The following is a 24537-nucleotide window of genomic DNA, read 5'->3' as shown; positions in this document are numbered from 1 at the left end:
CCTCGTGGGCTAGTCGGTCAGGGAGATCGCCGCACGCGGGCAGGCCGCGACGGCACGCTTCACGCTCTCGACGTTCTCGTCGGTGGTCTGCTCGGTCTTGAGCTGGAGGAAGTCGTCGTCGTCCAGCTCGAACACCTCCGGCGCCATGGCCTCGCAGAGGCCGTTGGACTCGCAGAGGTCGAAGTCGACCTTGATCCTCATGCTGCCTCCTATGAGCCTGGGTCAGGCCTCGGACGAGTGGCCTGGGAACACCTTGGCCGTCGGGTCGATCGCGACGGTGGCGTTGTTGACGGCCGTCGCCGCCTCGCCGAAGCCGACCGCGATCAGGCGCACCTTGCCGGGGTACTCGGTGATGTCGCCCGCCGCGAACACGCGCGGCAGGTTGGTGCGCATCGCCGGGTCGACGACGATGTGCCGCTTGAGGACGTCGATCCCCCAGGTCTGCAACGGACCCAGGTCGGCGACGAAGCCGAGGGCCGCGACGACCGCCTGGGTCGGCAGCCGCATGGTCTCACCGTCCACGGTGACGTCCACGGACTCGATGGTGTGCTCGCCGCTGATCGCGCTCACCTCGGCCTTGGTGATGATCCGCACCGAGGACCCGCGCACCTGCTGCACGGTGCGCTCGTGGGCACGGAACGCGTCGCGGCGGTGGACCAGCGTGACCGACCGTGCCATGGGCTCGAGGTGGACCGCCCAGTCGAAGGCGCTGTCGCCGCCCCCGACGATGACCACGTCCTTGCCGGCGTACGGCGCGAAGCTCGGCACGAAGAACTCCAGGCCCCGGCCCAGCCAGTCACCCTGCGCCGGCAGCGGCCTCGGGCTGAACTTGCCGATGCCGGCGGTGATCAGCACCGCGCCGGCGCGGACCTGGGTGCCGTCGTCGAGCCCGACGGTCACGCCGTCGTCGTCGTGGACGAGAGTGGCGGCCGTACGGTCGAGCAGGTAGTGCGGGTCGGCGGTCGCGGCCTGGCTGACCAGCCCCTCGACCAGGTCGCGGCCCTTGACGCTCGGGAAGCCGGCCACGTCGAGGATCTGCTTCTCCGGGTACATCGCGGTGATCTGGCCACCGAGCTCGGGCAGCGAGTCGACGACGGCGACCCGGTGTCCGCGGAACCCGGCGTAATAGGCCGCGAACAGGCCGGTGGGGCCGGCTCCGATGATCAGCAGGTCGGTCTCGACGCTCGGGCCGGTCGACGGCGCAGGTGTGGTCACGTCGCGATCCTTCCGTGCTCGGGAACCGGGCTCAACCACCGTGCGGTGAGGCGCGCCGAGACAGTTACTGGAACATGTTCTAGTTCTGACGCTATCAGAACGTCTGCATCTTGGAGACGAGCCATCCGGACCCGGTGCGGACGACGGTCACCAGGATCATGTACTGGCTGAACCGGGAGTCCTTGCCGTCGCTGGTGCTGGACTGGTCGAGGTAGACCAGAGCGACGACCTGCTCGGGCGACGCCCGGACGACGCCCTGCATCGCGACCTCGGCCGTGACCGCGGTCTTCTGCGCCAGGACCCGCCCCCGGGCGTCCGCCTTGGTCTTGCGGAAGTCACGGGCGAACTCCTTGGTCATCAGCGCCGCGTCGGCCTCGGTGTCCTCGTCGTAGGTCTCCCAGGACCACTGGGAGATCTCCTTGGCCGCCGTCGCGGCGACGTCGACGGCCGAGGCCGCGTTGACCTGTCCGACGACCACCGGGCGCGAGGAGGAGACGACCGGGTCGTCGGTGCCCCACAGGTAGAACGCCTCGCCGCCGGCCACTGCGGCGAGCAGCACGACCGCGGAGACCAGGACGGCGGTCGCCCGCCGCGGCCCGGGACGACGCGCCTCCTCGGTGGGCCAGTCGGCCTCGTCGGCCTCGTCGGCCTCCTCGACCCCGCCGGGCGGGTCAGCGTCGGGGAGCGGCTCGGGCTCGAGGACCTCGGGCCCGGCGAGGACCTCGGGCTCCTCGGTGCGGGGGTCCTCCCCCGCCGCCCCCGGCGACGCCTGCCGTCCGGCGACCTTGCGCGGGCGCGAGACGGGGGTCCGCGAACCGAGGGGCGGCCGGCGCGGGGGGCGGGGGGCGCTCATCCGACGAGCTCCAGCTTCTCGGTGCGCCACTCGCCGTCGACCCGGACCACGTCGAGCCGGAAGCGGAAGCGCCGCTGTTGCGGGTCCTCGCCGGTGGCGGTGTTGCGCGTGGTGCCCTGGGTCGCGACCATCACGGTCGCACTGTCTGCGTCGATGTTGGACACGGCCGCGGCGCGAACCTTCCCGGTCGAGATCGACTTGGCCTGGGCGAAGATCTTCTCCTGGTCCTTCCAGGAGCTCTGGTACTCCTTCAGGAAGGCGCCGGTCGCCCCCGCGGTCACGGCGTCGTAGGTCGACTGGAGCTCGCGGTAGTCGAGGTTGACCAGCGCCTCGGCCACCCCGGTGGCCGCCGCGACGACGTCGCCGTAGCGCTCCTGCTCGACCTTCGCGTCCTGGCGGTCCTCGTGGGCGCGGTACGTCGCGACGCCGCCGGCCACGCACGCGGCCGCCAGCACCAGCGCCAGCCCGTAGAGGACGACCTCCAGCCACGGGGCGCGACGCGCCGGCTCGCTCGAGGAGGTCACCGGCCGGCCACCGGCCCCATCAGCAGCCACTTCCACGAGTCCTCCCCCAGGATCGCCAGGTCGCCCGGGTCGACGTAGCGCACAGCCCCACCGTTGCGGTCCACCGCCCCGTCGAGCACGCCCGACACGGGGTCGTAGGAGCCACCGTACGCGCGCGGCGGCGAGGCCGTCCTGCGCGCGCCGGGCACGTACTTCGGCCCGCGCATGACGTACGGCGGCCCGCTGGTGCACTGCGCGGGGTAGATCGGGGCGTCGGTCAGATCGCTGGGCGGGCGCCACTCGCTGGGCGGCTTGTAGCCGGCCGTGCACGGCGGCGTCTGGTCGAACTGCAGGCTCACGTGGCCGTACCCCTGGTCGTCGGTGCCGGTGAAGCCACCGGCGATCGTGCGCGGGAAGGTCACCAGCAGCTGCTCCAGCCCGGCCAGGTGCGAGACCACCACCTGGTTGACGCTGACCGCGTTGCCGAGCAGCGCCGGGAGCGTGGGCTCGAGGTCGCTCAGGAGTGCCTCGACCTCCCGGGCGGCGCCGGGCGTGCCCTGCAGCGTGGCGCGCAGGTCCGGGTCGGCGCGCCGCAGTGCGTCGGTGAGCAGCCGCAGGTCGCGGGAGAAGGAGCGGATGTTCTCGCCCTGGGCGCGCTGGGTCCGCAGCACGGTGAGCCCGGTCTCGAGCAGCCGGATGGTCGCGTCGGTGTGCGCGGCCGCCTCGTCGATGAACTGCCCGCCCCCGTCGAGGAGCCGCTGCAGGGGGACGCCGGTGTCCTCGAACATGTCCCCGAGCTCGGCGACGACGGTCTGCAGGTTCTGCTTGTCCACCGAGCTGACGAACGCGTCCAGCTCCACGAGCAGGTCCGCCTCGTCGACAGGCAGGGACTCTGCCGACCCGGCGAGGGTGTCGCCGTCCTCGACGTACGGGCCGTCGTCGTCGGGTGGCTCGAAGTCGAGGTACTGCTCCCCCACGGCCGACAGGTTGTGCACGTACATCGGGGCGTCCCGGGGCAGCCGGGTCTCGTCGGCGAGCTCGAGCTCGAGCGTCACCCCGTCCTCGGTCGGCGTCATCTTCGAGACCTTGCCGATCTTGACGCCGCGGTAGGTCACCTCGCTGCCCTCGAAGAGGCCGCCGGACGTCGGGAGCGTGGCCTGGACCGTGAGCCCCCGGCCCAGAGCACGGTCGACCAGGCCGAGGTAGGAGGCGGCGATGTAGACGATGCCGACCGCGCTCAGCACGGCGAACGCGACGAGTCGGACCTTGATGCCGGCGCGGGTCATCCGGTCTCACCTCCGTAGAGCGACTCGGCCGATGGCGCCGTGCTCGGCGTCGCGTCGGTGAGCGAGCGGCTCAGGCGCGACAGCCCTCCGCGCCCCAGCCCGGACAGCCCGCCGGGCAGGCCGAGGTCCGGCAGCTCGATCTCGCCGTCCTGCAGGCCGGCCAGCGCCACGCACACGGGGTTGTCGGCGTTGGTCGCCCGCGTGCAGCGCTCGACCAGCTCGGCGAGCAGCGTCAGGTTGGCCAGGACCTTCACGCATGCCTTGCTGGACAGGCTGCCGCTGGCCAGGCAGTCGAGCACCTGGTTGGCCAGGTCGGGTGGCAGCCCCGGGAGCGGGAGGTCGGGCAGGTCGGGCAGCGGACCGCCGCCGCCGGCGGAGAAGAAGTTGGCGAGGTTGATGTCGGCCCGGATGGAGGTGTTGGCGTAGTCGCCCAGGACGATCTCCGAGGCCTCCTGCGGGAACGGGAAGCTCACCAGGAGGTTCAGACCGGGCGCCAGCTTGTCGCCGGCCTGGCGCAGCCGCTTGACGACGGGCTGGAGGTGGCGCAGCGACGCGATGATGTCGTCCTTGCTGGCGGTGATGACGCGGGTGCCCACGACACCGAGGCGGTCCAGCGACCTCAGCATGGCGACGAGCTCGTCGTGCTGGTCGCCGAGCACCTTGATCGCGGGACCGGCGACGTCGAGGGCGCCCGTGATCGTCCGGCGCTCCCGGTTGAGGGTCGCGGTGAGGTTGTTCAGGGACTCCAGGGCACTGATGATGTCGCCCTTCTGCTCGTCGAGGGTGCCCACGACGCTCTCCAGCGAGCCCAGCAGGTGCCGCATCCTCTCGGTGCGCCCGCCCATCACGTGGTTCAGCTCCTCGGTGATCGTGCCGAGCTGGGCCACGCCGCCACCACTGAGCAGGAAGGAGAGTGCGCCCAGCACCTCCTCGACCTCCGGGTTGCGGCCGGTGGACTCCAGGCGCAGGTGGTCGCCCTCGCCCAGCGGGTTGGCGCTGGCGCCGTCGGCGGGCGACTCGAGGGCGACGTACTTCTCCCCCAGCAGGCTGACCTGGCGGATGTCGGCGATCGCGTTGTCGGGCAGCTCGACGTCGTCGCGGATGCGCAGGGTCACCTGGGCGTGCCACCCGACGCGGTCCACCTCGGTGACCTCGCCGACGGTCACGTCGTCGACCATGACCGGCGAGCGCGGGACGACGTTGAGGATGTCGCGGAACTCCGCGGTGATCTCGTAGGAGTGGTCCGCCTCGACCGGTGAGCCCGGCAACGGCAGGTCGTAGGCGCCGTCGAACTCGCACCCGGTCGTCAGGAGGGCGAGAGCGGCGAGCACGGCGGGCCAGCGGCGGCGGGCGGCAGGTCTCACGGGGCGCCTCCCAGGAGGGTGTCGAGCGTCGGCTCGACCGCGCGCTGCGGTGGCGACTGCGACTGGGCCACCCGCTGCCGGGCGGCGCCCGTGCCGGGAACCGTGGTGTCGATCTGGGTCGTGATCTGCTCCAGCAGGACCTCGAAGATCTGGCAGGCGAGGTTCTTGGTCGGACGCGGCAGCTCGGACTGCTGGACCACCGAGCAGAGGAACCCGTCGGCGTCCCAGACGTTGCCCTGGACCCCGATCCGGGAGCCGATGGTGCCCGACTCGGAGTTGTAGGCCAGGACCAGGTTGCCGATCGCGACGGGCGCGATCCGCAGGGCGTCGTCGAGGTTGTCCTTCTCCGAGCTGATCGTGCGCACGACGCTGGTGAGGCGCTCGACGTCCTGGACCAGTGCCTTGCGGTTGCCGCGCACGAACCCCTCTACCGTGCCCACGGCGTCGGCGACCGAGGCCAGCGCGGCCTCGAGCTCCTCTCGCTCGGCGGCGAGCTGGTTCGAGACCCCGGCGAGGTCCTTCATGAACGCCTGCACCAGCTTGTCGTTGGTGGCGAGGGTGTCGGTGAACTCGGCGAGCTGGGTGACGGTGTCGAACAGGTCGCCGCTGCCCTCACCGAACGTCGTGGCGGCGGCCGCGAGGCTGCGGATCATCTCGTTGGCGCGCCTGCCCTGTCCGTCCAGGCCCTCGGCGCCCGCCTCGAGCAGGTTGTCGAGCGTGCCGTCGGCGTTGGCCCCGTTGGGCCCGAGCGTGTGGGTCAGGTCGCGCAGAGCCGCGTAGATGCGGTCCAGCTCGACGGGCACGCCGGTGGCGGGGAGTGCGATCTCGGCGCCGTCGTCCATCGTCGCGCCCTCGGTGTAGACCGGGGTCAGCTGGACGAAGCGGTCCGCCACGAGCGTCGGGGTCACCACCACGGCCTGCGCGTCGGCCGGCACGTCGTAGGTGGCGTCGTACTCCATCTCGACGCGCACCGACTCGCCCTCAGGGGCGACCTCGGTGACCTCGCCGACGTTGACGCCGAGGATCCGCACGTCGGTGCCGACGTAGACGCTCACCGCCCGGGGGAAGTGCGCGGTGACGGTGCGAGTCTCGGTGGTGTCGCCCCGGACCAGGAGCGTCGCCGCGAGGACGACGAGCACGGCCACCAGGGCGACGACCTTGACGCTGACCTTGCTCAGCACCTCAGCCCCCCAACGGTCCGGGCAGGAACTCGCCCGTGGGGATGCCGGCCAGGTTGACGGCGTACGCGTCGAACCACGGGCCGGTGCCGATGATGTTGCCCAGGATGGACACGTAGGGCCCCAGTGCGGCGAGCGTGGCCTTGAGCTCCTTCTCCTTGGAGTTGAGCAGCCCGAGCAGCTGGTCGACCTCGGCCAGGGCGGGGCCGATCTGGGCCTGGTTGTCCTCGGCCACGCCCCGCAGCTCCACGGCCAGAGACCGCGCGTTGACGAGCAGCAGGTGGATCGCCTCCCTGCGGCGCGTCACCTCGGCGAAGACCAGGTCGCTGCTCTTCATCAGGTCGACGAGGTCGCCGCCGCGTCGGGCGAGCAGCGCGCTCACGTCCTTGGAGCTCGCGAGGAGCCCCTTGATCTGCTCGTCGCGGGAGGCCACGGTCTGCGAGAGCCGGGCGATGCCCTCGAAGGATGCCTCGATCTCGGGGGCGGCCGCGTCGACGGTGTCGGCCACGACGCCGAGCGCCTCGACGAGCTGCGACTTGTCGATGTCCTCGGTGGTCTGGGTCAGGTCACCGAAGACGCCGACGATGTCGTAGGCCGACTCGGTGCGCTCGACCGGGATCGCGGTGTCCTGGTCGAGCTGGCCGTCGCCGGCGGGGGTCAGCTCGAGGTACTTCTCTCCCAGCAGGTTGAGGACCTCGATGGAGGCCTCGCTCTCGGTGCCGAACTCGACGCCGTTGTCGACCTCGAACTTCACGACCACCTTCGCGCCCTCGAGGGTGACGTCCTGGACGCGGCCGACGCGCATGCCGCCGACCTGCACCATGTTGCCGCGGTGGATGCCGCTCGCGTCGCTGAACTCCGCGGTGTACGACGTGCCGCCGAAGCCGGGGAACCTCGAGAGGTTGAAGGCTGCGGCCATGATCACGAGCATCACGACCAGCGTGATCGCTCCCAGCCGGAGGATCCGGGCGTCGCTGTGCCGGCTCATCGGTTGCACCTCTTGGCCGAGGAGTGGAACTCGATGTCGGTGAGCCCGGCGAGCAGTTGGTTGAGCAGTCGTGGCGGGATGCCGGGGATGTCGAGCTCGGGCAGCGTGATGTTCCCCGAGAACCCGCAGATGTAGTAGGAGTACCAGGATCCGTAGGTGCCGGTCCGGGTCTGGTCGGTCATCGACTCCGGCAGCCGGTCCAGCAGCTCGACGAGCTGGTCTCGGTTGGTCTTCTTGTTGAGCAGCGCGGCGAGCTGGCGCAGCTCGGCGATGTCGGCCTTGATGACCGGGCGACCCTCGCGCAGGAGGTCGGCCAGCACGACGGTGAGGTCGCTGATGTTGCCCAGCGAGGAGCCGATCACGGACCGGTCTGCAGCCAGGTCGCCCATCCAGCCCTTGAGCTCGAGCACGAGCTCCGAGAGCTGCTCGCGCCGGCTGGAGACGGTCTCGAGGGTGGTGCCGAGGTTGTCGATGACCTGCCCGATCAGCTGGTCGCGGTCCGCGAGCGTGTTGGTGAGTGACGCCGTGTGCTCGAGCAGCCCGCTGATCGTCCCGCCCTCGCCCTGCAGGACCTGGATCAGGTTCATCGTGAGCTCGTTGACCTGCTCGGGCTGCAGGGCCTGGAAGAGCGGCTTGAAGCCGTTGAACAGCGTCGTGAGGTCGAGCGCCGGGCTGGTCTGGTCGATCGGCAGCCGCTCCCCGTCGCCGAGTGCGTCGGCCTCGGAGTCGGCTCCCTCCTCCAGCGCGAGGTAGCGGTCGCCGACGAGGTTGAGGAAGCGGATCTCGGCGCGCGAGGCGGTTGTCAGGGGGACGTCGGCCTTGACCCGGAAGGTGACCAGGGCATGGTTGCGCTCGAAGTGCTCGACCTTCTTGACCTCGCCGACGCTGACCCCCGCGACGCGCACGTCGTCGCCCTTCTCCAGCATCGAGGCAGTGGTGAAGACGGCCTGGTACTCCCGGCCGGCACCGAACCCGATGTTGCCCATGATCGCGGCGAGCAGACCGGTCACCAGGATCGAGACCACCGTGAAGATCGCGAGCTTGACGCCCGAGGCGATGGTCACCGAGTTGCGCGACATCAGCCTTCATCCCCGCGCAGGACGGGGCCGAAGAGCAGCGAGCCTAGGGACCCGTAGCTGTCGGCCGACCGGCCGGACTCGCCGGCCAGCACGGCGTTGACGACGGCCTGGTCGGCCTCGCTGCCGGCGTACCCGCTGGACATGCCGGCGCCGAACCCGCGCTGGGAGGTGCTGATGAGCTCCTGGCGGGTGAGACCGGGCAGGGGGATCGGCGGCAGGTCGCTGGTCGGCGGGTTGTCGTCGAGGTCCGAGCCGTCCTTGAACGCGTTGGGACCGATCGGCACCGGCGGGAAGGGCAGCCCTGAGCACCACGGCCCATGGCCGACCTCGCCGTACTCGGGCAGGTCGCGCTGGTCGTAGGCGCGGTACTGGGCGGTCCCGAACTCGATGAACTGCTTGACCTGCTTGCCCTCGAACGTCGAGGCGAGCACCGGCTTGTAGCGAGCCGCCCCGCGGATCAGGCAGGGGAACTCCGGCGAGTACACGTCGAGCAGCTTCAGGACCGGCTCGGTCACCTGGCCCAGGCGGATCAGGTCGTCCTCGTTGTCGGCCAGGATGCGGGTCGTGGTGTCGGAGAGCCCGCCGACGTCGCCGAAGAAGACGTCGAGCTGCGTGCGCTGGTCGAGCACGGTCCGGCTGGTGACGGTGAGGTTGCGCAGCACCCCGAGCAGGTCCGGAGCGGCACCGTCGTAGACGTCGGCGACGTCGGCCAGCGTGACCAGGTCCTCGCGGAGGGTGGGCAGGCTCTGGTCGATCGCGCCGAGGTAGCCGTCGAGCCGGTCGAGGGTCGCCCCGATCTGCTCGCCGCGGCCCTCCAGCGCCGTGGCGAGGGCATGGAGGGTGGCGTTGAGGTCGGCCGGCTGGACCGCGCGCAGCAGCGGGAACAGCTCAGCCAGGATCCGACTCAGCTCGACGTTGGTGTCCACGCGGTCGGCCGGGATCTCGTCGCCGTCGCGCAGCGGCGTGCTCGACGGGGACTGCGGCCGCACGAAGGAGATGAACTTCTGCCCGAAGAGCGTGGTCGGCAGGATCTCGACCTCGATGTTGTCGGGGATCTCCTTCGCCGACGCCGGCTCCAGCGCCACCACGATGGATGCCTGCTCGCCGTCCTGCTCGACGCTGCGGACCTGCCCCACCAGGGCACCGTTGAGTCTCACGTCGCCGAACTTCGCCAGCTGCAGCCCGGCCTTGTCCGCCTTGATCGTGACGGTGGTGACCGTGTCGAACTTCTTCTGGTAGACCGCGATCGAGAACCACACCAGCCCCGACATGACGGCGAGGAACACGACCCCCGCGACCAGCAGCCGGCGGTGCTCCGCCGGGCTGTCGTGGTGGACGTTGACCAGCATGCCCATCCCCGGCTACCCCGTGATCCGGACGGTGGTCGTGGAGCCCCAGATGGCGAAGCTGAGGAAGAAGTCGGCGACGACGGTGAACACGATGCTGGTGCGGATCGCGCGACCGACCGCAGTACCGACGCCGGCCGGACCGCCGGAGGCGGTGTAGCCGTAGTAGCAGTGGATCAGGATGATCGCCGAGGCCAGGAAGAGCAGCTTGAAGAACGACCACAGGATGTCGATGGGCGGCAGGAACTGCAGGAAGTAGTGGTCGTAGGTGCCCGAGGACTGGCCGTAGATCATGGTCGTGATCAGCCGGGGCGAGAGGTAGGAGGCGCTCAGCGCCACGACGTACAGCGGGATGACGGCGATGAACGCCGCGATCATCCGCGTCGTGACGAGGAACGGCAGGGACGGGATGCCCATGACCTCGAGCGCGTCGATCTCCTCGGAGATCCGCATCGCTCCCAAGCGGGCGGTATAGCCGCAGCCGACGGTGGCGGCCAGCGCGATCGAGGAGATCAGCGGAGCCACCTCGCGGGTGTTGAAGTAGGCGGAGATGAACGCGCTGAACTTTGCGACGCCCAGCTGGCTCAGCGAGGCGTAGCCCTGGATGCCGACCTCGGTGCCGGCGAAGAAGGAGAGGAACGCGATCACACCGACGGTGCCGGCGATGAGCGTGAGGCCGCCCGCACCGAAGGAGACCTCGGCGAGGGTGTTGGTGATCTCGCGCGGGTAGCGGCGGATCGCGCGCGGCGTCCAGGCCAGCGCCTTGACGTAGAACATCAGCTGGTCGCCGTAGGCCTCCAGCGACCTGCGTCGTCCGTCGATGACCGCTCCGGCGATCGTCCCCATGGTCGCCATCTCAGAGCCCCGGCGGTGGGACGACTTGGAAGTAGATGGCCGTGATGATCGCGTTGATGAAGAAGAGCAGCATGAAGGCGACGATCACCGACTCGTTGACCGCCCGGCCGACGCCGCTGGGACCGCCGCCGGCATTGAGCCCCTTGTAGGCGCCCACGACCGCGGCCATGCCGCCGAAGACCACCGCCTTGACGATAGCGATGTAGAGGTCCGAGAGCGAGGCCAGCGCCGTGAACGAGGAGAGGAAGGCGCCGGCCGAGCCGCCCTGGACGATCACGGTGAAGAAGTAGCCGCCGCCGATGCCGGCGCCGATCACGATGCCGATGATCATCAGCGCCACGAACATGGTCGCGGCGACCCGGGGCACGACAAGGCGGGCGAGCGGGTTGACGCCGAGGACCTCCATGGCGTCGATCTCCTCGCGGATCTTGCGGGCGCCCAGATCGGAGCAGATCGCGGAGCCGGCCGCCCCGGCGATGATCAGCGCCGCCGCAATGGGCGCGGCCTCGCGGACGACGGCGAGCACGGCGGTCGCGCCCGCGAACGACTGGGCGCCCAGCTGGCCGGTGAGGTTGCCGACCTGGAGCGAGATGACCGCGCCGAACGGGATCGAGACCAGGATCGTCGGCATCAGCGTGACGCTGGTGATGAACCAGGCCTGCTCGATGAACTCGCGCAGCTGGAACCGCGTGGTGAAGCTCAGCTTCGCGACGTCGACCGTCATGGCCGCCAGCTCGCCGGGTCCACGGAGGACGGACACAGCGCTGAACGCCATTCGTACCTCCCCGTCAGTGCGACGACCGCCACAATAGAACGTGTTCTTGTTCTTGGCTAACGAGACATGACCGCAGTGGTCACGCTCCCCATCCCGGGCGCGCCACGCCCCGGCGGAGCCGGGCTTGGGCCGGGTCGGCTCCCTAGGATGCGGAATGTGAATCTCCCCGGTGCCAGCAGCCGAGGGCGAGCATGACCGCCGACGAGCTGTGGGCGGGCCTCGCCCACGACCCCCGCGACCCCCAGTTCGCAGGGCTGCGGGCCTCCGACCAGGACCGTGAGGTGGTGCGCGCCCTGCTCGCCATCGCCTACGCCGACGGTCGACTGGACCGGACGGAGTTCGATGAGCGCAGCGATGCGGTCACGGCGGCGCGCACGCTCGGGGACCTGCCGCCGATCCTCTCCGACCTGGTCGCCCCCGCCCCGGCGCGACCGGCCGGCCTGGCCCAGGTCGGCTCGGCCGACCTGGCGGCCCGGGCGCGACGCAAGTACGAGTCGGATCGCCGTGAGGCGGTCGCCGCATTCCTCCTGGCGAGCACGATCTCTCTGGTGATCTGGTCGGTGGTGATGTTCGGGGGCTTCTTCTGGCCGACCTTCGTCATCGCCGGCACCGGAGTCAACCTCGCGCAGACCCTGATGCGACGCCAGGAGATCATCGACCGGCACCTCGCGCGGCTGGAGGCGAAGCAGGCCAAGCAGCTCGAACGGCAACGGCGACGCGAGATCGAGAGCCCTCCGGACGAGGACGACGCGTGATCACCGTCCACACGGTGCGCCAGCACCCATCCGCGGTCCTGCTGGTCATGCAGCTGGTGGCGGTGCTCTCCTACCCGTTCCTCGACGGCAACGTCGCCGGCCGGGCCGTGGTCGGGGTCGTGCAGATGGCGATGGTGTTCCTCGCGGCCTGGGCCGTGCGCCGTACCCCGGCGTTGAGCTGGGTGGCGGTCCTGCTCGGCGGGCCGGCGATGTTCTTCACGATCTTCGAGGCCCTGCAGCCCTCGACCGAGTGGGTGGTGCTCGTCTCCGCGGTCTTCCACGTGCCGTTCTACTTCTACGTCTCGTACGCGATGATCCGCTACCTCTTCCACGACGACAAGGTCACCCGCGACGAGCTCTACGCCACCGGCGCCGCCTTCACGGTGGTCGCCTGGGCCTTCGCCTACGTCTACGCCGCCGCCCAGGTCGTCTGGCCAGGGTCGTTCGTCGGGATCGGCGGAGAGGGCGACCAGGGCTGGTTCGAGCTGCTGTACCTGTCCTTCACCACCCTCACCAGCGTCGGCCTCTCCGACATCATGCCGATCCGCGACCACGCCCGCTCGCTCGTGATGGTGGAGCAGGTCGCCGGGGTCTTCTACGTGGCCCTCGTCGTCGCCCGCCTCGTCGGCCTCAACGCCATCCGCCACTCCCGCCGCTGACGCCCTCGGTGGTCGAGGTGCGAGGAGCGCCAGCGACGAGCCTCGAGACCCGGTGACCCGACAACCAGCCCGGGGGTACGGCGGTCAGGTCGCCGCCGGGGGTCTCGAGGCTCAGGCGCCAGGGCGCCTTCGCACCTCGACCACCGAAGGGGGTCGAGAAAGTGCTCAGAACCCTGTGGACAAAGGACATTCTCGGCCTTCGACTGTCGGTGGCGGGTGCTTGAGTAGACCCATGACCACCCCCGGACCCGACCAGAGCAGGCAGCTGCTCGACGGTGTCCGCGCGCACACCCAGGCCGCGATCGAGGCCGAGCTCGGCCGCGTCCACCTCGTCCATGACTGGTGCTCGCTGCATGAGACCCACGACGAAGACGACGCCGCGTTCGGCGACCACGGGATCCCCCTCGCCGGACCCGGGGCACCCTGGGTGTCGGAGTTCGCGGTGATGGAGCTCGGCGCCGCCTTGGGGATGTCCACCGACTCCGCCAAGCGCTACGTCGGCGCCGCACTCGAGATCCGATACCGCCTCCCCAGGATCTGGGCCCGCGTCGAGGCCGGTCAGCTCGGGTTCTGGAAGGCCCGCTGGATCGCGGAGCACACCATGTGCCTACCCGCGGCGGGTGCCGCGTTCGTCGACGCCCGTCTCGGGTACTGCGCGCACAAGGTCTCCTACGCCGAGGTCGAACGACAGATCACCACCGCGATGGCCAGGTTCGACCCCGAGCAGGCCGAGAAACTACGCCGCCAAGCCGCCGACGGACGCAAACTCGACATCCACACCGACCACATGTCCCTCGAAGGCACCATCGAGGTCAACGGCACCCTGGACGCCCAAGACGCCCTCGACCTCGACACCGCGATCAACCGCCTCGCCGCGCACCGGAAGGCCGCCGGGTCCACCGAGTCGTTGGACGTACGACGCGCCCAGGCCGCCGGTGACCTCGCCCGCGGCCAAGACACCCTGCCCTTCGGTGATGACAGCGAGGGTGGTTTCGAGACAGGACTTCGTCCTTCCTCAACCACCGAGAGCATCAAGATCACCCGAGTCATCGACCTGCACATCCACCAGGCCGGCGTGTTCGGAGACCCGAACGCCACCGTCGGCAGATGCGGCCGCAAACCGGTGCTGCTCGAGACCATCCGCGAGTGGTGCGGCGCACCCGACACCGTCATCAACCTCAAACCCGTCAGAGACCTCGCCGAGCACCTCCACGTCGCCAGCTACGAGCACCCCGACCGCCTGGTCGAGCAGGACGACCTCATCGACCACCACTGCGTGTTCCCCTGGTGCACCAGAGCGGCCGAGCGGTGCGACCACGACCACGTCACCCCCTATCAACGCGGCGGACCGACCTGCTCCTGCAACTCCGCACCCCTGTGCCGCGGGCACCATCGCTTGAAGACCCACGGCCGCTGGACCTACGACGTCCTCGACCGCGGCACCTATGTCTGGCACTCACCCCACGGCCACACCTACCGCCGCAACCACACCGGCACCGAACCCCTCCAACACCACAGACCCTGAGCGCCCCACACCCCGCCACCGGCGGGGCCGAAGGCATGTCTGGGTCGCTCAGACCGAATCCCAGCCAGACGGGCGCTGCTTCTGAGGGAGCTTCGCAACGACCAGGCGGTAGGACTCGTCGACCGCCTCGAGGAGATCCTCGTCGTGGATAGCGCCGGAGAACGACAGGTCGTTCCAGCCGGAGCGGCCGATGTAGGCCATGACCGTGGCGTCGCCGGGGTAGCGGTCCAGCCACTCGTCGGCGGCCTCGCGGCTGGGGCCGCCCTTGATGCCGACCTTCTCGGCGCCGAGGAAGGCGAAGATCTTGCCGCGCTCGCCCTCGCCGACCTTCACCACCGGGTGCTCGTGGTCCCAAGGATTGTCCGCCCACGCACCTGGCTTGGACAGGCAGTGGGCCTGCATGGTCTCGACGTCCATGCCGACAACCTACGACCGCGAGGCGCTGCATGCCGGCGCCGCTCACGGCGGAGGCCTCCGACCGCAGGCGCCGAATCTGAGGTGGGCCGGGCCAGGTCTAGGGCGGGCCTCCCGATGTGCCGGGGCCTGCGTCGGCCGCAACGTGGAGTCTGTCCCCGGGTCACCCCGACGCGGGGCAGGATCCCGGAAGGGGAACCCACCATGAACAGCAAGACCGTCTTCGCAGCACTCGGTACCACCGCCCTCGCCCTCACCGGGCTGGGTGCGGTCACGGTCCCGGCCGGCGCCGCTGCCCCCGCATCCTCCGCCAGTCCGGCGGCAGCGCCCGGCAGCCTCTGCCAGATCCGGGTCATCTCGGTCAAGGCCCGCGACATCCAGGAGGACAACCAGGGCACCGACGAGATCCGGCTCAAGCTCGGCAACACGTTCACCGTGCAGCGCACCTACTTCGAGGGGCAGAAGCGCAACACGCTGTCCGACGGGAGCGACCTCTTCGTGGCGCCCGAGCGCGTCAAGCTGCTCGAGCTGGACGGCGCCAATCGGGAGGTTCTGGACTCGACCACGATCCCCTGCGTAGCCCGCACGGCGACGTCCAGGCTGGCAAGCGCAGACGGCGACGCCGTCTACCAGGTCAAGTGGGTCGTCGACGTCCTGGTGCCCTGACCCTGGGTGCACGCTGACGCCGGGTCACGCTCCGGACCCGTCCGGGCGCGGAGCGGCCCGGCGATGTCGGTGGCCGAGCCGGGCGGCCTCCTCGCGCGAGGCCACCCCTTGCTTGCGCAGGATGTTGGAGACGTGGACGCTCACGGTCTTGACGCTGATGAACAAGTCGTCGCCGATCTCACGGTTCGTCCGGCCGGCCATCAGGCACTGCAGGATCTCGTCCTCACGCGCCGTCAGACCCGGATATCCCGTTACGGGGCCGGCATCTGTGGCCACTTCCACGAGGTCCACCCGGCCCCAGCGGGCCAGCAGCTCGACCTCCTGGACCAGGCGGTGGGCACCCAACGTCGTGGCCGCGGCGTGCGCTCGGCGTACGGCGGTCACCGGCCTCTCCCCCGTCTGCTTTCCCAGCACCCGCACCTCCGCCTCGCGCCACCGGGCGTAGGCCGCGGGGAACGGGCGGTCCAGGCGCTCCCACGCCGCGGCGGCCGCCACCCAGGCCTCCCCGGAGTCCTGTGCTCCACTACCGCGGCCGAGCTCGGCCCGCAGGGTCAGCTCATGCGCCCGCCCGTCCGGCATCGGATGACCGGCACCCACCAGGGGGTTGGGCCGCATCGCCTCGGCCCGCGAGACCAGCGCCTCCCGGGCCTGCGCGAGCTCTCCTGGCTCTCCGGGCTCCCGGCGCTCCGCGTGCCCGGACGTCGCTCCCTCGGACAGGTCGGCCAGTCCGCGGGCGGCCAGAGTGACCAAGGCCCCGGCGAACCGCGCCTCGTCGCCCCGCTCGATCAGGTCCAGCCCGGTCCGAGCGGCGAGGAGCCCTTCCGCGGGGCGACCCGCCCACAGGTGCAGCTCGGCCTCTACCTCGCACAGCTCACGACGCCACGAGTCCGGGGCCGCGTGCTCGTCCAGGACGGCTCTCGCCCGGCCGACGAGTCCGTCGGCGGCCTCCTCTCCTCGGTGCAGGGCGAGGCGGGCCGCGTGCTCGAGGACCGGGAAGCTCCGCAGGCCCCGCGGGTGCTGGGCGAGGGCCTGCTCGAGCAGGTCGTCCGCCTCCCGCCAACGACCGGCCCGCTCCAGTCCCTCTGCCACGTTGGCCTGCAGGAAGCTGCCGTCCTGACGCGCCAGTCCGACCCGGGTCAGGGCGGCGTACCCGCGCGCGCCCACCTCGAGCGCCTCGTCGCAGGCGCCGGCCAACGAGAGCAGGTGGGTGAGGTTGATGTAGGCCAGGCTCAGGTCGTCGGCATCGTCCAGCCGCTCGGCGAGGGAGACGGCCCGACGGCAGTGGTCGATGCCCCGGGACAGATCGCCGAGCAGGGCGGTCGCCACCCCCAGGGCGTTGAGAGCTCGGCCCTCCTCGAGCTCGGCAGCCACCGCACGGGCAACCTCGATCGCCTCCGTGCAGACCTCGACCGCGAGGTCCAGCCGGGTCCAGCCGGTCGCCAACAACCCACGCCCGGACAGCACCCGCGCCCTCGCCTGCGACGGCTCGGAGGGGAGCAGCGCCAGCGCGGAGCGAAAGGCCGCGTCGCCCTCGTCGGCCCGACCCGCGCTGAAGCAGTAGCGACCCTTGCGCTCCAGCGCGACCGCCTGGCGCTCGGCGTCGACGGCCAGCCCGACCGCCCGGTCGCCGAGGTCGACCGCGCGCGCGTCGTCGCCCGCGAGGTGGGCAACCTCCGCCGCGTGCAGAAGCAGGTCGTACTCCGTCAGGCCAGAACCGTCCGGGTCGACGTCGTCCCGCTCACCCAGCGTGAGCGCGCGCCGCAAGAAGTCGTCCGCCTCGGCGAAGGCGCACAGCCGCTCGGCGGCCAGCCCGGCTCGGACCGCGGCACGGAAGGCCGGGCCGGCGGCGTGCGCCTGCTCCCAGTGGTGGGCGACCATCCCGCTGGTCTCGAACGCGTCTGCCGGATCCTCCTCACGCGCCTCGAGGGCGCGGGCCGCCGCCTCGTGCAGGCTCCTGCGCGTCGCGGTCAGGAGCTCGGCCTCCAGGCAGTCTCGGAAGACGGGGTGGACGAAGGCGAACGACGTGGCTCCCACCGGCTCCAGCAGGTGCCGGTCCACCCCAGCACGGACCGCATGTTCTGCGTCCTTCTCGGAGGCCCCCGTCACCTCGGCCAGCAGCTGCAGGTCGAAGGTCCCGAGCACGGCTCCCACGTCGAGGAACCGCCTCGTCCTCGCCGGAAGCGTGGCGAGACGAGCGGCCACGAGGTCACGCAGGCTTCCCGGAAGCGGCCGGCCGGGCGCGTTCGTCCACTCCAGGAGCTCCTCGCTGAACAGGGGGTTCCCGGCTGAGCGCTCGAAGAGCGCGTCGATCCGCGCCTCGTCGACGGTGTGCTCCGCCGAGGAGGCGGCAGCGATGCTGCGCAGCTGGGCACCGGTGGCCGCGCGGTCCAGGCGCGGGAGGTCGAGCCGGGTGACCCCGGGAAGCCGGCCCGTCTCGTGGAGCCAGCCACGGAGGGGATGCTCGCGGTGCAGCTCGTCGGTCCGTACGGTCACCAGCAGCAGGAGCCGCTCGGCCGTGAGGTTGCGCGCCAGGAAGGCGAGCAGGTCGAGGGTCGAACGGTCGGCCCAGTGCACGTCCTCGACCAGCCACGCCACGTCCGTGTCCGCCGCGAGGTCGCCGAGAAGGCTGAGGAAGCACTCGAAGAGCCGCGACTGGGCCGACCGGCCGGTTGCCTTGGACGAGAACCGGCGGGATTCGGGGTCCACCACGCCGACCGGCAACAGGGAGTCCAGCTCGACCGGCCACCAGTGGAGCAACCGCCCGAGGTGCTCGTCGTCCAGAGAGCGGCAGATACCCCTGAGCGTCCCCACGACCGGGGCGAAGGGGATCGACTCGCCCTGAAGCGGCAGGCAGTGACCGATGACGCTGAGCCCGTCCCGCCGGGCGAGGAGGGTCTGGCACAGGGTGCTCTTGCCGACCCCGGCCTCCCCCGCCACCAGGACGACGCGCGGTGAACCGTCCCGGGCCGCGCCCGCCTCGTGCAGCAGCCGGTCCAGCTCGGCGTCCCGGCCGAACATCGGTGGCGCGGTCGACGTGCGGAGCATGCTCCCTCCCGAGGGGGTCAGGTCTCGATGATCCCCCGCCCGCGGCGCGGGGGCAACGAGATTGCCGCACGTTCGGGCCGGATCTGAGGTGACTTCCCTATGGGCACCACGCCTCCGCGGACCCACTGTGGTGGACAGACCGCCTCCAATCGGGACGCGGCACGACACAGGGGAAGCACATGAAGACAGCACGTGCACGGTTCATCGTCGCGACGGTCCTCGCCGGACTCGCCCTGTCCACCGTCGGTGCGACCGCCACCGTGGCCCCGGGCACGGCGGGCAAGGACGTGACACGGGGTCAAGACAGCGATGTCGCCACCAATCCGTTCATCCAGCCGCCGGGTGTGGCGGCGAAGCAGCACATGGAGGCGACCGACGTCCTCATCGGGCGCGGCAACGACGACCTCCTCCAGGGCAACCGCGGTTCCGACACCCTCGTGGGTGGAGGTGGTGACGACATCCTGATCGGCGGTCCCGAGCGGTTCACCTCCCCGAACAGCGACGTACTGCTGGGCGACGCGGGCGACGACATCAACATCTGGTCACCGGGCGACGGCAGCGACGCCTTCATCGGGGACCGCGGCCGCGACACGATGGTCTTCTCGCCGTTCCTCACCCGGCCCAACGGCAGCATCCGGCACGTCAGGGCGGGTGGTCGGCTGGTGCCGCGGGTCGACCTCGGTGGGCAGGCGGGGCTGACGTGCGCGCTGGTCAAGGTGCCGCCCTCGCAGAGGCTCGGCGAGCAGTTCCTGGTCCGCTTCCTCGTCGACGGCGTCATGGCTGTCACCGTGCGTCAGAAGGACGTCGAGCGGGTGCTCTGCCCCAGCCCGAGGGAGGGCCGCGTGAGGGTCGCCGATCTCACCGCGAGGCACCCGGCGTTCCGCACGGTTCGGCTCGCCTCGTTCCAGGGGACGCTGGGGACGATGGTCGCGCGGCCCTGAGGGAGCGGGCGCGCTCGTCCCAGGCCGGGGCTCGTACGGCTTACGCGAGAACTCCGGCCTCCAGCTGCGTACGGTCGATAACCGCACGCGCCTGCCGGCGGTAGCGCCAGATCTGCAGCGCTCCGAGACCCCAGAGGACGTACTGGGCGCTCATCGCCCAGCGGAACGCCTCCGGTGTGTAGGCCGTGCTGTCACCCGGCGTCTGCCAGTCGAGGATCACCCCGATGGCCACCACGAGCACCAGCGAGGCCGTGAACCCGGCCTGGTTGACGATCCCGCTGGCGCTCGCCAGACGCTCGACCGGGTTGGAGGTGCGAGCCAGGTCGAAGCCGATCATCGAGGCGGGGCCGCCGACTCCGGCGACGAGGACGAGCACGACCAGCACCGGGAGCGGCGCCTCGCCCGGCCAGAGCAGCACCACCGTCCAGGCGGCCACGATGGCCGCCACGATGCCGAGGACCATGCTCGAGCGGTGCCACGGGTGGCGGCCGATGAGGAGACCCAGCACCGGGCCGCTCACCATCACGACGACCACCATGAGCGAGAGCAGGAGCCCCGCCTCGTGCGGCGTCCGGCCCTCGCCCCGCACCAGGAACGGGTAGCCCCACAGCAGCGTCAGCGCGGTGGCGCTGAACTGCGTCGTGAAGTGCATCCAGAAGCCCAGCCGGGTGCCGGGGTGCGACCATGACGCGACCAGGCTGGCGCCCGCCGCCGACAGCGACATGCGGGGCCCGCGCAGGTTGCGGCCGTCGGGCGAGTCGTGGACCACGAGCAGGGCCGCGACCGCGAGCGCCAGGCCGAGCCCGGCGGCACCGAGGTAGGCCGGGGTCCAACCCCATCGGCTCAGCGCCCAGGTCATCGGGATCGCCGCCCCGAGGGCGCCGAGCTGGCCGAGCGTGCCGGTGAGCTGGGTGACCAGCGGGACCCGCCGCGAGGGGAACCATCGGCTCACCAGCCGCAGGACGCAGATGAAGGTGAGCGCGTCGCCGATGCCGACCAGGGTGCGCGCCAGCAGGGCCACGGGGTAGCTCTCCGCGAGCGCGAAGCCGGTCTGCGCGACGACCAGCAGCACAGTCCCGGCCAGCAGGACGCTGCGGGAGCCGAACCGGTCGACCAGCAGGCCGACGGGGATCTGCATGCCGGCGTACACGAGCAGCTGCAGCATCGTGAACGTCGCCAGCTGGGAGGCGGAGATGTCGAAGCGCTCGGAGGCGGCGAGCCCCGCCACGGCCAGGGACGAGCGATGGAAGACCGCCACCATGTAGGTGAGCAGCCCGACGCCCCACACCAGCCAGACGGCCCTCGCCGTGGGTGCCTCGCTCACCGGTCCAGCCTAAGGGCCTCAGTCCAGGCAGAGCTCGTTGCCCTCGGGATCCTGCAGCACGAGGAACCCGTGACTCATCGGCAGTGCCGGCTCGTAGCGCGCGAGTCGGGTGGCGCCGAGCGCCATCAGCCGCTCGCACTCGGCCTCCAGGGCCGCCATCCGCTCGTCCCCCTCGAGCCCGGGGGCGACCCGGACGTCGAGGTGCACGCGGTTCTTCACGGACTTGGGCTCGGGCACGCGCTGGAAGAACAGCCGCGGCCCCGCGCCGGTGGGGTCCACCGACGCCGAGGCGCTGTTGCGCTGCTCGGGCGGCAGCGACTCCGAGAACTCGTCCCATGAGCCGAAGCCGGGTGGGGGCGGCGGCAGCTCGTAGCCGAGGGCGGCGTTCCAGAAGAGGGAGAGCGCGCGGGGATCGGCACAGTCGAAGGTCACCTGAATCTGTCGTACGTCCATGTCGGCGACGATAGGCATCGCCACCGACAGCACCCGCCCAGGCGGCTCCTAAGGTGAGTAGATGAACGCAGCGGCGCGCACCCCGCTGGCGGGTGCGGCCCTGGTCCTGGTCGCCACCATCGTGCTGACGCTGACGTTCTCGCTGATGCGGGTCCCCTCAGCCGTGCTGTTCGGGTCCCTGCTCGGCGGCATGACCCATGCACTGACGTCGCCGACCGAGATCCGGGTCCCGCCGATCGCGTTCCGGATCGGGCAGGGCGTGATCGGTGCCACCATCGGCACCCTCGTCAGCGTCGAGGCGCTGCGCCGGATCGCAGGAGAGCTGGGGCCGGTCCTGCTGGTGACCCTGGGCACCATCGGCATCAGCCTGTTCGCCGGCTGGCTGCTGGCCCTGCGTCGCGACGTCTCCCTGGTCACGGGCACGTTCGCGCTGGTGGCCGGCGGCGCGTCCGGAGTGGTGGCCATCTCGCGGGAGCTCGGCGCCGACGAGCGGGTCGTGACGGTCGTGCAGTACCTCCGGGTGCTCGTCGTCCTGGTGACGCTCCCCCTGGTGATCGCGGTCGTCTTCCACCCCGAGACCGGTCAGGGCGTGCTGTCGACGGCGGACGGGCCGCTCGCGATCGACCTCGTGTACGTCGTGGCGGCGGTGGGCGGCGGACTGCTCCTCGCCCGCCTCGTGCGGGTCTCCACCGCCACCCTGCTCGCGCCGCTCGCGATCGCGGCGGTGATCGCCTCCTCGGGCTGGCTGGGCGACGTCGCGGTGCCCGATCCGGTCCAGTGGGCCGGCTACGCACTGATCGGCGTGGAGGTGGGCCTGCGTTTCACCCGGGCGAGCCTGGCCTCCATCGCCCGGATGCTCCCGGTCGTGACCCTGCTGATCGTGGCCATGCTGGCGCTCACCGCCCTGCTAGGGGCGGCGCTGACCCGGTTCACCTCGGTGGACTCCTTGACGGCGTACCTGGCCACCACGCCAGGCGGGCTGTTCGCGGTGCTGGCGATCGCGGCCGACAGCGGCTCCGACGTCACCTACGTGATGGCGGCGCAGCTCTTCCGGCTGGTGATGATCCTGCTGCTGATGCCGCTGCTGGCGCCATGGCTCAGCGCGCGCCGGCCTCCATCATCTGACGCAGCTCCTTCTTGAGGTCCCCGATCTCGTCGCGCAGGCGCGCGGCCAGCTCGAACTGCAGCTCGGCGGCGGCGTTCTTCATCTGGTCGGTCAGCTCCTGGATCAGCGACGCGAGCTCGGAGCTCGGCAGTCCCGCGATGTCCTTGGCGTGCTGGCCGGCCGCCGCCTTGGACAGGCCCGGCACCGGCTGCTTGGCCTTGACTCCCCCGGCCCGGCCGGAGGCGGCCGTGCCGGCCCAGGTCTGGAGCAGCTCCTGGGTGTTCTCGTCCTCGCGGGCGAGCATCTCGGTGATGTCGGCGATCTTCTTGCGCAGCGGCGTGGGGTCGATGCCGTGCTCGGTGTTGTAGGCGACCTGGATGGCGCGACGACGGTTGGTCTCGTCGATCGCCTTCTCCATCGACGGGGTGATCTTGTCGGCGTACATGTGCACCTGGCCCGACACGTTGCGGGCAGCGCGGCCGATGGTCTGGATCAGCGACTTGTCCGAGCGCAGGAAGCCCTCCTTGTCGGCGTCGAGGATCGAGACCAGGGACACCTCGGGCAGGTCGAGGCCCTCGCGGAGCAGGTTGATGCCCACGAGCACGTCGTACTCCCCCAGCCGCAGGTCGCGCAGCAGCTCGATGCGCTTGAGGGTGTCGACCTCGGAGTGCAGGTAGCGGGTGCGGATGCCGGCGTCGAGGAGGTAGTCGGTGAGGTCCTCGGACATCTTCTTGGTCAGCGTGGTGACCAGGACCCGCTCGTGCTTGTCGGCGCGGGTGCGGATCTCGTGGATCAGGTCGTCGATCTGGCCCTTGGTCGGCTTGATGACGACCTCCGGGTCGATCAGCCCGGTCGGGCGGATGATCTGCTGGACGGTGTCCGGCTCGCCGTCGGGGCCGGTGACCTTGTCCAGCTCGTAGTTGCCTGGGGTCGCCGAGAGGTAGATGGTCTGGCCGATCCGCTCCAGGAACTCCTCCCAGCGCAGCGGCCGGTTGTCCATGGCGCTCGGCAACCGGAAGCCGTGGTCGACCAGGTTGCGCTTGCGGGACATGTCGCCCTCGTACATGCCGCCGATCTGCGGCACGGCGACGTGGGACTCGTCGATCACGACGACGTAGTCCTCGGGGAAGTAGTCGAGCAGGCAGTTGGGCGCCGAGCCCCGGGTGCGCCCGTCCATGTGCATCGAGTAGTTCTCGATGCCCGAGCACGAGCCGACCTGGCGCATCATCTCGATGTCGTAGGTCGTGCGCATGCGCAGGCGCTGGGCCTCGAGCAGCTTGCCCTGCTTCTCGAACGCCGCGAGCTGGTCCTCCAGCTCGAGCTCGATGCCGCGGATGGCGCGCTCCATGCGCTCCGGGCCGGCGACGTAGTGGGTGGCCGGGAAGACGTAGAGCTCGTTGTCCTCGGTGAGGACCTCGCCGGTGACCGCGTGCAGGGTCATCAGCCGCTCGATCTCGTCGCCGAAGAACTCGATCCGGACGGCGTGCTCCTCGTAGACCGGGAAGATCTCCAGGGTGTCCCCGCGCACCCGGAACGTGCCGCGGGTGAACGACATGTCGTTGCGGGTGTACTGGATCTCGACGAGCTGGCGCAGGATCGAGTCGCGGTCGCGCTCCTCGCCCACCTTGAGCCGCAGCATTCTGTCGACGTACTCCTGCGGGGTGCCGAGGCCGTAGATGCAGGACACCGTGGACACCACGATCACGTCGCGGCGGGTCAGCAGCGAGTTGGTCGCCGAGTGGCGCAGCCGCTCGACCTCCTCGTTGATCGAGGAGTCCTTCTCGATGTAGGTGTCGGTCTGCGGGACGTAGGCCTCGGGCTGGTAGTAGTCGTAGTAGGAGACGAAGTACTCCACCGCGTTCTTCGGGAAGAGCTGGCGCAGCTCGTTGGCGAACTGGGCGGCGAGCGTCTTGTTGGGCTGCAGCACCAGCATCGGGCGCTGGATCTGCTCGGCCACCCAGGCTACGGTCGCGGTCTTGCCGGTGCCGGTGGCGCCCAGCAGGACGACGTCCTGGACGCCGCCGTTGATCCGCTTGGTGATCTCCGCGATCGCGGTCGGCTGGTCGCCGCTCGGCTCGTAGTCGGCCTCCACCTTGAAGGGGGCCAGACGACGCTCGAGATCGGTGACGGGACGCATGGGTCCAGCGTACGGGCGGCCACCGACAGCGCTCCCGACCGTGCGTGTGGAGCGGGGATCGGAGCAGGGGG

Annotated in this window: 23 protein-coding genes; 6 read left to right on the top strand and 17 right to left on the bottom strand. The window is 70.7% G+C overall.

Features of this window, described 5'->3' with window-relative positions:
* Window positions 1-9: 9 nt before the first annotated feature.
* From LRP67_RS12795 to LRP67_RS12740, 12 genes are all read right to left on the bottom strand, one after another.
* Window positions 10-201 (bottom strand): ferredoxin, encoded by a 192-nt coding sequence (locus tag LRP67_RS12795; RefSeq protein ID WP_231243761.1) that lies wholly within the window; start codon window positions 199-201, stop codon window positions 10-12.
* Between the two features lie 21 nt (window positions 202-222).
* Complete coding sequence (locus LRP67_RS12790; RefSeq protein ID WP_231270549.1) at window positions 223-1215, bottom strand: NAD(P)/FAD-dependent oxidoreductase; 993 nt, start codon at window positions 1213-1215, stop codon at window positions 223-225.
* Between the two features lie 94 nt (window positions 1216-1309).
* Window positions 1310-2068, bottom strand: coding sequence for a hypothetical protein (locus LRP67_RS12785; protein WP_231270548.1), 759 nt, complete (start codon window positions 2066-2068; stop codon window positions 1310-1312).
* Window positions 2065-2592 carry a hypothetical protein gene (locus LRP67_RS12780; RefSeq protein WP_231270547.1) on the bottom strand — a complete coding sequence of 176 codons (528 nt, stop codon included), beginning with the start codon at window positions 2590-2592 and terminating at the stop codon, window positions 2065-2067. Before LRP67_RS12780 ends, LRP67_RS12785 begins: the two co-directional genes overlap by 4 nt.
* Entirely contained in the window at window positions 2589-3857 is a 1269-nt protein-coding gene (locus tag LRP67_RS12775) for an MCE family protein (RefSeq protein ID WP_231270546.1), read from the bottom strand. Before LRP67_RS12775 ends, LRP67_RS12780 begins: the two co-directional genes overlap by 4 nt.
* Window positions 3854-5221: an MCE family protein gene (locus LRP67_RS21490; protein ID WP_308189746.1), complete on the bottom strand. Its 1368-nt coding sequence runs from the start codon at window positions 5219-5221 to the stop codon at window positions 3854-3856. The genes LRP67_RS12775 and LRP67_RS21490 overlap by 4 nt, the downstream gene beginning before the upstream one ends.
* Entirely contained in the window at window positions 5218-6402 is a 1185-nt protein-coding gene (locus LRP67_RS12765; protein WP_231270545.1) for an MCE family protein, read from the bottom strand. Before LRP67_RS12765 ends, LRP67_RS21490 begins: the two co-directional genes overlap by 4 nt.
* Window position 6403: 1 nt before the next feature.
* Window positions 6404-7387 carry an MCE family protein gene (locus LRP67_RS12760; protein ID WP_231270544.1) on the bottom strand — a complete coding sequence of 328 codons (984 nt, stop codon included), beginning with the start codon at window positions 7385-7387 and terminating at the stop codon, window positions 6404-6406.
* A complete protein-coding gene (locus LRP67_RS12755; RefSeq protein WP_231270543.1) occupies window positions 7384-8466 on the bottom strand; it encodes an MCE family protein in 1083 nt (360 codons plus the stop codon). Before LRP67_RS12755 ends, LRP67_RS12760 begins: the two co-directional genes overlap by 4 nt.
* Complete coding sequence (locus LRP67_RS12750) at window positions 8466-9815, bottom strand: MCE family protein (protein ID WP_231270542.1); 1350 nt, start codon at window positions 9813-9815, stop codon at window positions 8466-8468. Before LRP67_RS12750 ends, LRP67_RS12755 begins: the two co-directional genes overlap by 1 nt.
* A gap of 12 nt (window positions 9816-9827) precedes the next feature.
* Window positions 9828-10658, bottom strand: a complete 831-nt coding sequence (locus tag LRP67_RS12745; protein WP_374107418.1) for an MlaE family ABC transporter permease — start codon at window positions 10656-10658, stop codon at window positions 9828-9830.
* A gap of 10 nt (window positions 10659-10668) precedes the next feature.
* Complete coding sequence (locus LRP67_RS12740; protein ID WP_231270541.1) at window positions 10669-11442, bottom strand: ABC transporter permease; 774 nt, start codon at window positions 11440-11442, stop codon at window positions 10669-10671.
* Window positions 11443-11633: 191 nt separating this feature from the next.
* Between LRP67_RS12740 and LRP67_RS12735 the strand changes: the two genes are divergently transcribed.
* The 3 genes from LRP67_RS12735 (at window position 11634) to LRP67_RS12725 (ending at window position 14381) form a co-directional block, all read left to right on the top strand.
* Window positions 11634-12197, top strand: coding sequence for a DUF1707 domain-containing protein (locus LRP67_RS12735; RefSeq protein WP_231270540.1), 564 nt, complete (start codon window positions 11634-11636; stop codon window positions 12195-12197).
* The gene (locus tag LRP67_RS12730; RefSeq protein ID WP_231270539.1) at window positions 12194-12856 is read left to right on the top strand and encodes an ion channel; all 663 of its coding nucleotides are present in this window, start codon (window positions 12194-12196) and stop codon (window positions 12854-12856) included. The genes LRP67_RS12735 and LRP67_RS12730 overlap by 4 nt, the downstream gene beginning before the upstream one ends.
* Window positions 12857-13088: 232 nt before the next feature.
* Window positions 13089-14381 (top strand): HNH endonuclease signature motif containing protein, encoded by a 1293-nt coding sequence (locus LRP67_RS12725; RefSeq protein ID WP_231270538.1) that lies wholly within the window; start codon window positions 13089-13091, stop codon window positions 14379-14381.
* 48 nt (window positions 14382-14429) lie between these two features.
* On the opposite strand, the gene LRP67_RS12720 is transcribed toward LRP67_RS12725, so the two are convergent.
* A complete protein-coding gene (locus LRP67_RS12720; protein ID WP_231270537.1) occupies window positions 14430-14798 on the bottom strand; it encodes an MmcQ/YjbR family DNA-binding protein in 369 nt (122 codons plus the stop codon).
* A gap of 201 nt (window positions 14799-14999) precedes the next feature.
* Here LRP67_RS12720 and LRP67_RS12715 point away from each other — a divergent pair, with 201 nt between their 5' ends.
* A complete protein-coding gene (locus LRP67_RS12715) occupies window positions 15000-15461 on the top strand; it encodes a hypothetical protein (RefSeq protein ID WP_231270536.1) in 462 nt (153 codons plus the stop codon).
* Window positions 15462-15485: 24 nt separating this feature from the next.
* Here the strand turns inward: LRP67_RS12715 and LRP67_RS21485 are convergent, their stop codons facing one another.
* The gene (locus tag LRP67_RS21485) at window positions 15486-18506 is read right to left on the bottom strand and encodes an AAA family ATPase (protein WP_269211521.1); all 3021 of its coding nucleotides are present in this window, start codon (window positions 18504-18506) and stop codon (window positions 15486-15488) included.
* 179 nt (window positions 18507-18685) lie between these two features.
* On the opposite strand from LRP67_RS21485, the gene LRP67_RS12700 reads away from it, so the two are divergent.
* Complete coding sequence (locus LRP67_RS12700; RefSeq protein ID WP_231270535.1) at window positions 18686-19447, top strand: hypothetical protein; 762 nt, start codon at window positions 18686-18688, stop codon at window positions 19445-19447.
* Between the two features lie 40 nt (window positions 19448-19487).
* On the opposite strand, the gene LRP67_RS12695 is transcribed toward LRP67_RS12700, so the two are convergent.
* Window positions 19488-20771 (bottom strand): nitrate/nitrite transporter, encoded by a 1284-nt coding sequence (locus tag LRP67_RS12695; RefSeq protein WP_231270534.1) that lies wholly within the window; start codon window positions 20769-20771, stop codon window positions 19488-19490.
* An 18-nt stretch (window positions 20772-20789) separates the two neighbouring features.
* The gene (locus LRP67_RS12690) at window positions 20790-21224 is read right to left on the bottom strand and encodes a VOC family protein (protein ID WP_231270533.1); all 435 of its coding nucleotides are present in this window, start codon (window positions 21222-21224) and stop codon (window positions 20790-20792) included.
* A 61-nt stretch (window positions 21225-21285) separates the two neighbouring features.
* On the opposite strand from LRP67_RS12690, the gene LRP67_RS12685 reads away from it, so the two are divergent.
* Entirely contained in the window at window positions 21286-22365 is a 1080-nt protein-coding gene (locus LRP67_RS12685; RefSeq protein WP_231270532.1) for an AbrB family transcriptional regulator, read from the top strand.
* On the opposite strand, the gene uvrB is transcribed toward LRP67_RS12685, so the two are convergent.
* Window positions 22322-24466, bottom strand: a complete 2145-nt coding sequence (gene uvrB / locus LRP67_RS12680) for an excinuclease ABC subunit UvrB (RefSeq protein ID WP_231270531.1) — start codon at window positions 24464-24466, stop codon at window positions 22322-22324. The genes LRP67_RS12685 and uvrB overlap by 44 nt on opposite strands.
* Window positions 24467-24537 lie beyond the last annotated feature (71 nt).

This window comes from Nocardioides sp. cx-169 (assembly GCF_021083605.1).
In the GTDB taxonomy this organism is placed as follows: Bacteria; Actinomycetota; Actinomycetes; order Propionibacteriales; family Nocardioidaceae; genus Nocardioides.
This window is presented reverse-complemented; position numbering and strand designations above follow the sequence as displayed.

What these genes read in the sequence shown, in the direction of transcription:
- LRP67_RS12745 (WP_374107418.1), bottom strand. Translation starts at nt 10,658, where the DNA reads ATGGGGACGATCGCCGGAGCGGTCATCGACGGACGACGCAGGTCGCTG.
- LRP67_RS12715 (WP_231270536.1), top strand. Translation starts at nt 15,000, where the DNA reads ATGAACAGCAAGACCGTCTTCGCAGCACTCGGTACCACCGCCCTCGCC.
- LRP67_RS12685 (WP_231270532.1), top strand. Translation starts at nt 21,286, where the DNA reads ATGAACGCAGCGGCGCGCACCCCGCTGGCGGGTGCGGCCCTGGTCCTG.
- LRP67_RS12740 (WP_231270541.1), bottom strand. Translation starts at nt 11,442, where the DNA reads ATGGCGTTCAGCGCTGTGTCCGTCCTCCGTGGACCCGGCGAGCTGGCG.
- LRP67_RS12750 (WP_231270542.1), bottom strand. Translation starts at nt 9,815, where the DNA reads ATGCTGGTCAACGTCCACCACGACAGCCCGGCGGAGCACCGCCGGCTG.
- LRP67_RS12690 (WP_231270533.1), bottom strand. Translation starts at nt 21,224, where the DNA reads ATGGACGTACGACAGATTCAGGTGACCTTCGACTGTGCCGATCCCCGC.
- LRP67_RS21485 (WP_269211521.1), bottom strand. Translation starts at nt 18,506, where the DNA reads ATGCTCCGCACGTCGACCGCGCCACCGATGTTCGGCCGGGACGCCGAG.
- LRP67_RS12755 (WP_231270543.1), bottom strand. Translation starts at nt 8,466, where the DNA reads ATGTCGCGCAACTCGGTGACCATCGCCTCGGGCGTCAAGCTCGCGATC.
- LRP67_RS12700 (WP_231270535.1), top strand. Translation starts at nt 18,686, where the DNA reads ATGAAGACAGCACGTGCACGGTTCATCGTCGCGACGGTCCTCGCCGGA.
- uvrB (WP_231270531.1), bottom strand. Translation starts at nt 24,466, where the DNA reads ATGCGTCCCGTCACCGATCTCGAGCGTCGTCTGGCCCCCTTCAAGGTG.
- LRP67_RS12760 (WP_231270544.1), bottom strand. Translation starts at nt 7,387, where the DNA reads ATGAGCCGGCACAGCGACGCCCGGATCCTCCGGCTGGGAGCGATCACG.
- LRP67_RS12725 (WP_231270538.1), top strand. Translation starts at nt 13,089, where the DNA reads ATGACCACCCCCGGACCCGACCAGAGCAGGCAGCTGCTCGACGGTGTC.
- LRP67_RS12735 (WP_231270540.1), top strand. Translation starts at nt 11,634, where the DNA reads ATGACCGCCGACGAGCTGTGGGCGGGCCTCGCCCACGACCCCCGCGAC.
- LRP67_RS12720 (WP_231270537.1), bottom strand. Translation starts at nt 14,798, where the DNA reads ATGGACGTCGAGACCATGCAGGCCCACTGCCTGTCCAAGCCAGGTGCG.
- LRP67_RS12785 (WP_231270548.1), bottom strand. Translation starts at nt 2,068, where the DNA reads ATGAGCGCCCCCCGCCCCCCGCGCCGGCCGCCCCTCGGTTCGCGGACC.
- LRP67_RS12775 (WP_231270546.1), bottom strand. Translation starts at nt 3,857, where the DNA reads ATGACCCGCGCCGGCATCAAGGTCCGACTCGTCGCGTTCGCCGTGCTG.
- LRP67_RS12795 (WP_231243761.1), bottom strand. Translation starts at nt 201, where the DNA reads ATGAGGATCAAGGTCGACTTCGACCTCTGCGAGTCCAACGGCCTCTGC.